This window comes from Portibacter marinus, from assembly GCF_021533195.1.
Taxonomy (GTDB): Bacteria; Bacteroidota; Bacteroidia; order Chitinophagales; family Saprospiraceae; genus Portibacter; species Portibacter marinus.
The window spans coordinates 105,368-117,605 of sequence record NZ_JAJNKB010000011.1; the positions used below are offsets into that span (position 1 = coordinate 105,368).

Here is a 12,238-nt window from a genome sequence, read left to right on the forward strand (position 1 = left end):
ATACTTCCGAGTTACATAAAATACTCGAGATATATCCAACTAGTCCTGCACTCAGCCCATTGTGCTTTGCACTAAGCAAACTAAAAATCATCAAAAAATCCACGCCCTGAAAATACTATAGAAAAAAAGATTAATTTCGAACCAATGAACCTGAGAGATAACGTAAAATCAGCACAAAATCGCGTGGGTAAAGAAGCTTCCGTACTTAGCCAATATATTCTTGACCAAAGAACTGATGAATATAAAGGTCTTGATTTTTACGAAGACATCATCAACCTCGAAGTAGGTGACACCTCTCTCTCCAGAGCCAGATCACTTGAGCGCCAATTTAATTTTCGCCAAATCTACATTAAATTTGAGGGGCACAATCCCACCGGTACCCAAAAAGATCGAATTGCCTTTGCACAAGTTTATGATGCCATCCGTCGAGGTTTCAGTAAGATCGTATTGGCCACTTGCGGAAACTATGGAGTGGCCGTTGCTTTAGCTGCCCAATTAGCGCATATTGAGTGTGTCATCTTTATACCTGAACGCTATCATACGGAAAGGATCAATGAAATGCAGGAATTAGGAGCGGAAATTCGAAGAATTCCTGGTAGTTATGAGGAGGTCGTCGAAAAAAGTTCGCTCATTGCAGCAGAAAATGAATGGTACGACGCCAATCCAGGAGGAGACAACACAGTCATCCAAATCAATGCTTATGCCCAAATAGCCTATGAAATTTATGACGAAATGAGAGACGCTCCGAAGATATGCGCAGTTCCCGTTTCTAATGGCACCTTGTTCGCTGGCATTTTTAGAGGATTTAGTAATCTTTACAAACGAGGAAAGACCTCCAGGATTCCTCAAATGATCGCGGCTTCTTCCACCAATAAAAACCCAATCATACAATCCTTTAAGAAAAGATTAAACCACTGTGCAGATCTCAATCCTGCAAAGATTAAGGAGACCTCCGTGAACGAACCTCTAATAAATTGGCATAGTTTCGACGGTGAGGAAGCTTTGCAAGCGCTTTATGAGTCCAATGGGTTTGCGTATAATATCACTGACAAGGAAATGAGAGAAATGAGCCAACTCCTACTTAAAACTGAAGGCTCAAAGATTTTACCTGCCTCCACTGCTGGTTTGATTGGTTTACTAAAGGCCAATGAAGAAAATGCATTGGAACCTGATCGATTTGTAGCCATATTGACAGCACGAGATTAATTATTTTTTGAGATCGATAAAAAAAACGCCGTTTTCTGAGCCGTAGTAGATTCTTGAAGCAGAAACAGAAAGCATTTTCAGGGTCCCGAAACCGTCAATTATGATGTCGCTGGCGGAAAATGTATTGTCTGCAGCTCTGGAGAAAAGCCTAATGTAGTCCGGTTCACTCGCAAGCGACTCTATGTTTAGCGTTAGCAGTGTTTGGCTGCCTTCATTCTCAAAGTCAAAAATAACTTCATCGGGGTCTGTCGCAGAAATCACTTCTTTCAATTCCCAAAAGCTATCTTCAACTGCATATGATTCAATATTTCTATCTAAGTCACTGATATATATAAAGTCTACACCTTGGATATCGACTTTCCTTCCATATTCAAAGGTTGACCCCGGATTTTGATTTCTAAAAGTAGTATTGGTAGACCAAAAATTACCGACTTTGTTAAAAACCGTAGCAGATTCATCTGTAGGTGCCCCGACAATGGCTCTGGTAGTGTTTATGGCTACACTTTTACCAAATTGGTGACCAAACGCTGGCGCCGGACCGGTCAGTCTGGCTTGTAAAGCTTTCATGTCATTGAATATATATGCTGCTCCTGATTGAACTGTATTTTCAGTGGCCAATGGAGCTCCTATAATGGTCTGATCACCGTCAAGGTCTACTGAAAAACCGAATCGATCACTGGTACTGCCATTTGGTGAACTATAGGTGTGACCTAGCGTCCACATAGATCCTCCAGAAGGAATGTATTCTAAAGCTTTACTTTCTTCGTAAGCTCCAATAAGAAGTCTATTTGTTGATAAAGCCATATCGTCTCCGAGACTTGGTGAAAATCCTGCAACTTCCGACTGCAAAGTTAGCCTTCTCTGCCATTGGCCAGAACCAATATCTTCGTACAGGACAATAAAAGCATAATCAGTGCTTCCAACATCATCAATCAAAAATTTCAATGCTAGGAAAGGGCCCGCCGCGACCATACTTTTGAGCTTACTAAAAGATGTTAACAAGTCGCTGGGCGAGAAATTATTATCAGGCAGCCTCACTGCGGAAGCCCCCCCTGTTCCACCACTACCCCCAAAATTAATCCACTTCCCACCATCATAGCCCTCGAAAGATTTAGTTGAGGTATTGAATCTGATGGTGCCTGCGGATGGAGCAGTTGCATCATCTCCAATTTTAATCTTTCCATTGACCTGTACTTTTTGACTGGGATTAGATGCGCCAAATCCAGTATTACCACTCTTATCTAACCAAACCTGAAAGCCTCCATTGGCACCCAAAAATAGATTGTTAGAGGAATAAATTCTTGTGTCTCCTGCTCCACTACCACCGGTAGAAACTCCTATTCGCAAGTTGTTGAGTCCGTTGCCAATTTTTAAATCCCCTTGGCTTCCGCCAGCTAAATCCCAATTACCACCTAATAGGTCCAGATTGGCTTGAGGGTTGACTACTCCTATTCCAACTTTACCATTTGCACCAATACGCATCCTCTCTGTAAAAGTATTCGCATCAGAACCGAAAAGGAGGCTTTGAGATGATGGAAATAAGATCGATGGATTAGGGGAGGAAGTTCCACCACTAGAGAATTCTAAGAACATGGAATTTAAAGAATTAGCCAGGCGTATGGTTGCTTGCTCTGTTTCTTGGTCTGCTCGAACATCAAAGTTCGCCTGAGGATCAGTGGTGTTGATACCTACCTTCTGCGCGTCCACGGTATTCAGCGATATGAGCAATAGTGTTGTTATTAAGTGCTTCATAAATACAGATTTTAATGAAATATCTGATTAATCTCATGACCAGACCATGAACATTGAGGCAATGGTAGTATAGAATGAGTAAATGGTGTAATTATTGATGCGACTTAAAGATCTCCTGTATATTGGTCTTCTTCGCTCGACTAACTGCCACATTGTGACCACCCTTCATTTCAAGATAGCCTCCATTGGTTTTAACGTACCTGATGACATGCTGAAGATTGGCCAAGTATGATTTATGTGTCCTGTAAAATGCATAATCGGCAAGCAATTCCTCAACTGTACCTAAAGTTTTACTCACAATAAGTTTTTCCCCAGAAGTGAAATACAAAGTGGAATAATTGCTATCACCTTTCACGTAAACGATTTCAGAGGGATCAACGAACTCTATGGAAGCATGCACATTGATCGGTATCCTCCTTTTATTTATTGATAGCTTAGACATGGCATTAACGATCATCTCTGCGGATGCTTTCGCTTGCCTTTGCCTCTGCAATTCAATTCTTTCTATCGTTCTTCGAAGTTGATCTCTGCTTATTGGCTTTAAAAGATAGTTTGTGGCTTCGGCTTCAAAAGCCTGAAGTGCATATTGATCATAGGCGGTAACGAAAATAACATCCCCATCCAAAGGCTGGAGTTCTTTTACCATCTCGATTCCAGAAGCAGACTGTAGATGGATGTCCATAAATAACAAATCGAAATGGTTACGCTTAATAAGACGTCTAGCCTCTAATTCATCAGAAGCTGTGGCTACCAGGTCTACTTGTGGACAACTTCTTTCAAGTTCCCAACGCAAAGTTTCTAGACAGTGCTCTTCATCATCGACTGCGATGGCCGTTAGTTTACTTTCCATTTGTTATCTTTTTGAAAGGTAAGGACATTCTAACTATCGTTCCTGTCCCTCCATTTTCTGCTTCTAAGTCTTCAATATCAATGTGACAATTTTGCATAATGTTTTGTAATCTTGTTTCAGTGATTGATATTCCAAATGACCTTTTTCGCTTTCTTACATTTTCAATTTTTCTGCTGGCTATCCTTCCAATACCATCATCTTTCACCATAACATGAATAACATTTGCTTCACGACTGACCTTAATTCTTAAATGCCCTTTACCTACTTTGTTAATAAAGCCATGCCAAATGCTATTTTCTACAAATGGCTGGATTATGAGCGGTGGAAATGCCACTTGGTTTGGATTCAAATCCTCACCTATTTCAATACAATATGTAAATTTATCTTTAAGTCTAATATTTTCCAGACGCATATAGAGTTCAAGCGCTTCCAATTCATCAGAAAGCGATATCTCCTTCATCATGCTGTTTCGCAATACAGATCTGATCAGTTCTGAAAAAATGGTGAGGTAGTCTGCAGCATTTTCTTTATCATTCTTAATGATGTAAGACTTAATGGAATTCATAGAATTAAAAATAAAATGCGGATTCATCTGGGCTCTCAAAGTTTCGCTCTCTAATTCGGCAAGTTTTATCTTAAGGTCGTTAAGTTTTCTGACCTGACGGATCCTATATTGAAAGAATATATACAAAATAAAAAAAAGCATAGCCAATGCCAGTACGAAAAACCACCATGATTTCCAGTATGGATTTTTAATCATGAACTTCAAATAAATCTCGTCTTTCCACGGAATATATCCGACAGTACTTTGCATAGTAAAACTATAATTACCAGGTGAAAGTGATGTTAAAAATAAAGGCTCACTACTGTTAGAAACATACATCCATGGTTGATCATCTTTTAACCGATAACGAATAGAAACTGCGGAAGGCTCAGAAAAATAAATGGTATTGTATCTGATTTCAATGTTGTTGTTCTTGTGAGAAAACATCAATTCTTCTTTTAGGCTAAGGTCAACTCTATGATTGTTAACCAACAATTCATGTAAATAAACTTTCGGTACTTCTCGGTTTTTATAATTAAAGTTTAGGTCAATCTTGTAGTTTTGAAATCCCAAAAGGTATAAGTGCTCGTCAACCAGTTCAATGGATTCAATCTTTTGATGATTCAAAGTATATTTAGGATCAATTCTTAAAAAACGATCTAATTCTGCATTATAATGATAAATGCCATCTCTACTCAAGACCAATATACCTTCATAAGAATCCTTTACGATTTGTCTTATCAAGCTGTAACCAAGACCTTCTTCAATACCATAATTCCTATCTAAAATAAACTCACCATCCACTTGCCTCGCTTTGAATAATCCATTTTTCTCGGAAGAAATCCAGTAGTGCTTTCCTGATCTTTGAATTCCAACGATTTTGCCCAGTGTTTTAGATAATGTGCCTTCTAGGAGAGAAAAGCTATGTACTATTTCATTTATAATATCGTATCTGTCGAGTGAGTTTTCACCATAAATCCACAAATATTCTGTGTCTGCAAAAATGGACAACGGAACTGTTTGAAGTTCGAAGGTGTCTTGTTGATCACTGGAACTGTTCCAGGTAATGAATTGTTGCTGAGGCCTATACATTGCGAAATGCCGATCCTCAACTATGGTGTAGTCATAGAGGCCTTTTCTGAACTCATTATTAAAAGGTATTTCTAGATATGAAATCATTTGATTTTTCAGATCTAATCGACCAATACCGTTATAGCACACTATGATGAGATCATTTTCTTGTTCAATTACTTTGATTGGGTTTCGCAGCTCTTTTGGCAATGCTAAAGAAAAGGATGGTTGGTCTTGAGGATGCAAAACGACAGTATGATTATAAAAGTCCAGGGAAAGCAGTGCACCAGAATTTAGCTCATGTAGAGAACTGGTTTGTTGTTTTAGCATTTCAGCTTTCTGAACCGAAACTTGGTGGGGATCATACAGATTGAGTCCACCATCTGTGGAAACCCAGACTCTTTGCTTTGAATCTTTGAAAATGTCATAAATAAAATTGCCGTTCAGATTTTGTTTACCAGGACCTGCGGTAAGAATCTTAACTACTTCCCCTGTTTTGGCATCGATGATTTCCAAACCATAATACATGGCCAGCCATAAATTTTCACCAATCCTTTCCCATCCCCTAATGACACCCTTGATGGTTGATGCGTATTGAACCAAGTCTTTGTTATCAGGATGATATCGATACAGGTATTGGCTATAATCACTAAACCATAAATCACCGTCCAACCATTGAAGACCGTAGAAGCCCACTTCCGTTAAGCTATTTATTTCATAAGTATCTGTGTTGAACTGAAATACACCTTCATCGACTAAATACAATTGATTATTCTCACCAGGCACCTTAATCATATCTTTAGGAGAAAGCTTTACTGGTAGTCGCCTGGAAACAAAAGTATTGAGATTCAAAACATATAAACCCTCATTGTAAGATGAAAGGTAAGCTAAAGAATCATTTACGATCAGCGATTTATATAAAACTTGTTTAGGGAATTTATCACCATCTTCAGGTTCATAATTTCGTCGCCTAAAAGTATTTGTTTCGTGATTATAAAGACTAACACCATTGTCCTGATGAAGAACAAAGACATTACCTGAAGGCGTGATCTCAATGTCCATAACCGCAGTGCCCGCCAATGATAAATGATCGTTTCCTTTTCTAAAGTGTGTAAAATTTGAACCATCAAAACGAACCAGGCCTTCAGGTCCCCCTAACCAAATGAATCCCATACTATCTTCAGCAATGACATTTACCTCTACAAGTGGAAGACCACTCGTGTAATCATAGCTGATGAAATCATATTGAGCGTTTGATGCAGTGAAAAGTGCTGTACTGAGATAAATTGATATGTATAAAAGGACTTTCAGTGTAAATGTCTTCAAAGGCGAAGAATTATTCATTCACCCTAATTTATTTCGTAATATGGTATATATCTCCGTAAATATAGGAGAAGATGAGTGATTTGTACTTTGCAATGAAGCAATGGGAATATGATAAAGTAAACGGCGTCAACTTCAGCCGACCTATTCCCTTCCAAGGATCAAATCCTCGAAATAGCCTTCAGCATGTTCTAATTCTTTAAGCAATGATGTTCTACTTTTAATGAGCACTTCCCTTGGGACCCCATCAAAGGGATTCATAATCTGGTCCGCAAGGTATTCCAGATTTCTAAGATCTAGTTGATTTCTGATATCATGAATTCTAGCAAGGTAAGCATGGGCAACCCGTTTTGTTTCAGGATTCTTGCTCCCTGCAACATTGACATAAATAGGGGCAGAATGAAAATTGGTACTAGCTTTTAAAAAATTAAAATGGATGGGTTGGTTAAATACGTTTTCAAATCGCTTATCTCCATATCCTCGTAAAGCAAACCAACCGGTATGCTCGATGTGGTGTTTAAACTTAAAGACCAGAGAATCAGAATGGTCCGTTCTTGAAATCTTTTTGATCACCTGCCCGTTATTGACAATTTCCAGAAATTTAATATTATCGGCATGAGGATCAAACTTAACCATGCCTGAAATCGTAATGGAGTCTCTGTTGGTAAGCTCCAACTTACTGCCCAACTGTTGATCATTTATGGTAAACTGCAGTACGGGACCTGTAGTCACGAATGTTTTACCTAATTCTATAGATTCCAGCCAGTTTTCATAATTAAATTCTCCCGAAACATGGGTATAAAATCGTTCGTGACCTGGTATACTTTGATCGGCGCAAGGATAGTCAGAACCAGCAGTCGGAGCAACTTCAAAGCCCAGATTAAGTACATCATACCAGGCATTATATCCTGCCCGATTAAACTGTAAAACTTCAATAAAATGCATGAGGTCGTGAGGTAATACAAGGGCCATTCCATTTTGTGGAGAAGGGCCATCAGGTTCATCTTGCCAGGCATGTGCAAATCCGTTCAGTCCACCATGAGTAGTTGTTTGCTCCCAAATTAATCGATACACCAGGTATTTTTCTTCATTAAAGACTGGAACTTCAGACCCCAATGTAATGGTATGTCCAAAAACATGGGTTCTTGGATTTTCCTGACCCGCCGCTAAAAGATACCCATTCTCTTCATAGACACTTCTTTTACCAAATGCATATTGTTCTGCCATTTTGAAGTTTTTTACTTTTCCTGACTGTAGCAAATTGCCCACATGTATGTCTTCTGCTTGCATCATTTTCGAAATATATGGATTCAATTCTTCAGTGGGCCGTGGAATGTGTAAATGAAGATCCGAACTATACCATTGATCCTCTCGCATATTGACCCACCTTTCTAATCGGATGGTATGATTGCTGACTGATCCTGACTTCAGAAATAAGGTGTCCATCGCAATTTGATACTCGGAACCTTTCATGATCGTGAGGTAAATGGTGTCTGGCAATTCTGAAATAAAAGAGGAACCATCAGAATAGAACTGAATTGAATTAAAATAAGGGTTAAATATTTCCTTGTTAAATAGAGGTAATGCGGATTCGAGATCGGTCAATTGGGCACCAATGTCACTCATATCGCAATCACCTCCTGCCGGGAGCGCATCTTCTGCGATGTAAAAGTTATTTGCTTTGTCTTTTATTTCAACACGTGCTGGCGTCTCTAATCCAGTGGTCAAATCGAGAATACTAAGTTGTAATTCACTGTTCTGGCCATAAAGACTAGGTAAAGAAAACAGAATGATTATCCAGCTCGTAATGCTTAATGATAAGGGTTTGACCATTGATGAAGTTGATTTCGTTTAAAGGGGTATTCCAATACTAGCTCTGTCAATATAGCAGTTTTTTTCATCAGCGAACCAACACATCTCCTTAAATGATCTATTTTTAGCCATTCATCAGAAGTTCTCGTCAAATACTCAATCATGAAATTATTCAATTCAATTAGATTCATATTAGTCACGATCTCCTTCATGGTATTAGCTCTTCAGTCAGCTCGAACTCAGAACCGACAGGGCAATATCGTCGAATACTTTGGAAAAGAAAAAGTAAATGAAATCAGTGAAGGTCAACTGATTCACGTTTTCCAGGATGGTTTAGCTGTTTCAATTAATCAGGGTTTTAATGCCCCCATTGATTTTCCCATCGAACCAATCTTCAATCAATTCCTGAATCATCCCGATTACCAACCTCTACCTAGTGACGTTTTTGATATTGACAGTCAAGGTCGTCCTGTCACCTGGAAGCCAATCGTAGTTGACAGCACGGGGACTTTTAGCCAAAGAAGTTTGAGATCCGCTTATGTATATCTGACCTATCCATCGCCGGAGGAAAAAGTGGTACTTTTTGAAGCATCTGGTCATTCTATTGCCCTAATCAACGGTTATCCCCATGAAGGAGACCACTATGACTTCGGTTATTCCTTAATTCCCATTAAATTGCGAAAAGGTCAAAACACCTTTGTCCTCAAAATTGGTAGGTTTCCAAGGGTAAGAGCCAGACTTATTGAGCCAAGTTCTCCCCTACTCTTCACTTCCAGAGATATGACACTTCCTGATGTTTCAAGTGAGGATAATGCGCGATATTACGGCGCCATCAGAGTGGTCAACGCCAGTGAATCCTTTATTGATACACCAATCATTATTGCTGTGCTTGGTCAAAAGAAAAATGAATCTGAAGTCATCAGCCTAGCTCCCTTATCAGTGACCAAGATTCCGTTCGAGACTCCTTCCATTTCCGGGATGACCCAGGATACCATTGACATAGACCTCACATTAGTGGATGATAATGCTCAAAAGCTTGCTTCAACTACAGTCACCCTAAATGTCAAATCAAAATATGAACATCATAAAAAGACTTTTGTCAGTAATATTGATCGAAGTGTTCAATATTACAGCGTTGCACCTTCTCTGAACAAAGATTCTTCTACCCAGGCATTGTTTCTATCTGTCCATGGTGCTTCGGTTGAGGCCACAAATCAAGCACGGGCATACAAAAGAAAAGACTGGGGTACACTTGTGGCTCCTACTAATCGCCGACCTTTTGGCTTTGCCTGGGAGGATTGGGGCAGAATGGATGCATTGGAAGTACTAGCGGATGCGAAGAGCATTTATCAGCCTGATCCACAGCGCATCTATTTGACTGGTCATTCGATGGGTGGGCATGGAACCTGGTATCTCAGTGCCACTTATCCGGATCACTTTGCAGCCATCGCTCCATGTGCAGGATATCCGGATTTACTCGAATATCGTAAAAGTTTTGTGCGCAGATTATCCAACATGAGTGCCACTGAACTGGAAAGATTCGGCATGACCCCTGAAATGGTTAAGGAGATGAATGCTCCCATGACCTTATCGCCAATGGACAAAATGGTAAAAAAGGGAGGCCACCCATCCAGAACATTGACATTTAGCAAAAATTATTTGCATCACGGAGTCTATATTTTGCATGGTGAGAAAGATAATGTGGTGCCAACTTTCATTGCCAGAGATATGCGCCAACATCTTGGAGGTTTTCACAACGATTTTGTTTACTACGAGTATCCGGAAGGCACCCACTGGTATGGTGATCATAGTGTCGACTGGCCGCCGATCTTCGATTTTTTCAAACAAAGAGCAATTCCGGAAGATGATGAAATTAAGAATCTGCAATTTTTAACTGCTTCTCCAGGCATTTCTGCTTCGTCACATCATATTTCGATTACACAACAGGTCAAGCCACTGGAAATCAGTAGTTTCAATTGGTCAATAAATGAGACCTATGCGCTTGAATTCACCAATACAGAAAGCGCCTCGCTTGATTTTTCTAATTTCAAAAACAACCCTGAGCATATTTTAGTTGATGGACAACGCATTGATCTGAATGGAAAAAAAGCACTACACCTTCAACTAAAGGATACCATATGGAATGTCGTGAATACACCCGATTTATCTCAAAAGGGCCCGCATAGATATGGAGGTTTTAAAGACGCATTCAACAATGATTTTGTGATGGTCTATGGAACAAAGGGAAGCAAAACTGAACACGAATGGAATCAGATGAAAGCCATGTTTGATGCGGAAACATTTTCTTACCGTGCCAATGGCTATGTCGAAGTAATTGCGGATACAGACTTTTCACCGGAGGCCTATATAGATCGAAATGTAGTGTTATATGGCAATAAGGACAACAATAGCGCATGGGAACTACTATTATATGATTGCCCTGTGCAGTTCAGTAATGACAAGGTTTCTGTCAATGGCAGTGTTTTACTTGGACCTGGTTGGGCCAGTTACTTCATTTATCCGCGGCCGGACAGCGATGTAGCATCTGTAGGTGTCGTCACCACTACTGGATTAGCTGGTATGAAAGCGGCTTTTCCTAATCATTATCTGGTCAATGGTACCTCCTTTCCGGATTTTGTGCTGTTTGATGAATCTGTTCTTGAGGAGGGCATCAATGCGGTAAAAGCTGCGGGCTTTTTTGGCAACGATTGGTCTGTGGAAAATGGAGAATTCGAATGGAGGTGAGTAAATGGTGGAGGATACAGGAATCGAACCTGCGACCTTTTGACTGCCAGTCAAACGCTCTAGCCAACTGAGCTAATCCCCCAAGTGTTATCTATCAATCGTTTATGTTATTCTAGAACTTTTTCTAACATTTAGTGTAAAACATTTCAGGCAACAAGATAGTATTTTGAACTCGTATTTCTTAAAAGGTTTTATGACAAATTTTTTCTTCAACCAAAGTGAACTCATTATCTAAGAAAAAAACTTATGGTTAACTTACATATAATTGGGTGAAGGAGAGAAAGATATAGTTTTGTAAATTACTCTTGCTTACAAAAGTTTTAAGTTCAGGAGTTCTGTAGCACAATAATGCACTTTGATCTATGAAGTCAGCATAATTTAAAACAGTTCATTTAATACAAAGTTATGCTTAAGGGGGGATGCTTGAAAAACCATTGATCGATTGGGGGCATATGGGAGTCTCAGATCTCTTTTAAAGTCATTTATAGTAAATACGGATGGCTACAATATCAATGCTGTACTTAATAATCTGCGCGAGAATTAATCTAAATGTCCAAATTATGTTAAATTATTTTTAACTCACTATGAATCAACTTTTCCATTGATGAATCAGATAATTTAATAACAAACTTTGATGCTCGTTAAGATTTTGTATTTGTTTTTGCACCGGTATTTTATGTGTTTCGATTGAGGAACGTCATTTTTGTATCTATATTTATAAATTCTGATAGAGCTCATTCAAATACTTTAAAAGTATCCATCCCACTAACCCCATCTTGTCTATTTAGCTAGGAATAGAGAATTTGCAATTAAAAATAGTAATGGCAATAGACAGTGAAAAATTATATCGACAGTTTCAAGCTTCAGGAATGAGTAGGAAGGAGTTTGCACAGAAGGTTCGTATTCCAAAATCGACTTTAGATTACCATGTTTAC

Annotated in this window: 6 protein-coding genes and 1 tRNA gene; 2 read left to right on the forward strand and 5 right to left on the reverse strand. The window is 39.2% G+C overall.

The features are described from left to right. Window positions 1-144: 144 nt before the first annotated feature. Window positions 145-1,206 carry a pyridoxal-phosphate dependent enzyme gene (locus tag L2567_RS19105; RefSeq protein WP_235299459.1) on the forward strand — a complete coding sequence of 354 codons (1,062 nt, stop codon included), beginning with the start codon at window positions 145-147 and terminating at the stop codon, window positions 1,204-1,206. Here L2567_RS19105 and L2567_RS19110 read toward each other — a convergent pair whose 3' ends face one another. The 4 genes from L2567_RS19110 to L2567_RS19125 all read right to left on the reverse strand — a co-directional run bounded on the left by L2567_RS19110 (window position 1,207) and on the right by L2567_RS19125 (window position 8,579). Next, window positions 1,207-2,958 (reverse strand): FG-GAP repeat protein, encoded by a 1,752-nt coding sequence (locus L2567_RS19110; RefSeq protein WP_235299460.1) that lies wholly within the window; start codon window positions 2,956-2,958, stop codon window positions 1,207-1,209. Window positions 2,959-3,049: 91 nt separating this feature from the next. Next, entirely contained in the window at window positions 3,050-3,808 is a 759-nt protein-coding gene (locus tag L2567_RS19115) for a LytR/AlgR family response regulator transcription factor (protein WP_235299461.1), read from the reverse strand. Beyond that, window positions 3,798-6,767 (reverse strand): sensor histidine kinase, encoded by a 2,970-nt coding sequence (locus L2567_RS19120; protein WP_235299462.1) that lies wholly within the window; start codon window positions 6,765-6,767, stop codon window positions 3,798-3,800. Before L2567_RS19120 ends, L2567_RS19115 begins: the two co-directional genes overlap by 11 nt. 123 nt (window positions 6,768-6,890) lie before the next feature. Next, a complete protein-coding gene (locus tag L2567_RS19125) occupies window positions 6,891-8,579 on the reverse strand; it encodes a CehA/McbA family metallohydrolase (RefSeq protein WP_235299463.1) in 1,689 nt (562 codons plus the stop codon). Between the two features lie 141 nt (window positions 8,580-8,720). Here L2567_RS19125 and L2567_RS19130 point away from each other — a divergent pair, with 141 nt between their 5' ends. Continuing rightward, complete coding sequence (locus L2567_RS19130; protein ID WP_235299464.1) at window positions 8,721-11,303, forward strand: carboxylesterase family protein; 2,583 nt, start codon at window positions 8,721-8,723, stop codon at window positions 11,301-11,303. Between the two features lie 5 nt (window positions 11,304-11,308). On the opposite strand, the gene L2567_RS19135 is transcribed toward L2567_RS19130, so the two are convergent. Next, a tRNA-Ala gene (locus tag L2567_RS19135) sits at window positions 11,309-11,385 on the reverse strand. Window positions 11,386-12,238 lie beyond the last annotated feature (853 nt).

Coding starts and splice junctions, on each gene's coding strand:
- L2567_RS19105 (WP_235299459.1), top strand. CDS start 145: ATGAACCTGAGAGATAACGTAAAATCAGCACAAAATCGCGTGGGTAAA.
- L2567_RS19110 (WP_235299460.1), bottom strand. CDS start 2,958: ATGAAGCACTTAATAACAACACTATTGCTCATATCGCTGAATACCGTG.
- L2567_RS19115 (WP_235299461.1), bottom strand. CDS start 3,808: ATGGAAAGTAAACTAACGGCCATCGCAGTCGATGATGAAGAGCACTGT.
- L2567_RS19120 (WP_235299462.1), bottom strand. CDS start 6,767: ATGAATAATTCTTCGCCTTTGAAGACATTTACACTGAAAGTCCTTTTA.
- L2567_RS19125 (WP_235299463.1), bottom strand. CDS start 8,579: ATGGTCAAACCCTTATCATTAAGCATTACGAGCTGGATAATCATTCTG.
- L2567_RS19130 (WP_235299464.1), top strand. CDS start 8,721: ATGAAATTATTCAATTCAATTAGATTCATATTAGTCACGATCTCCTTC.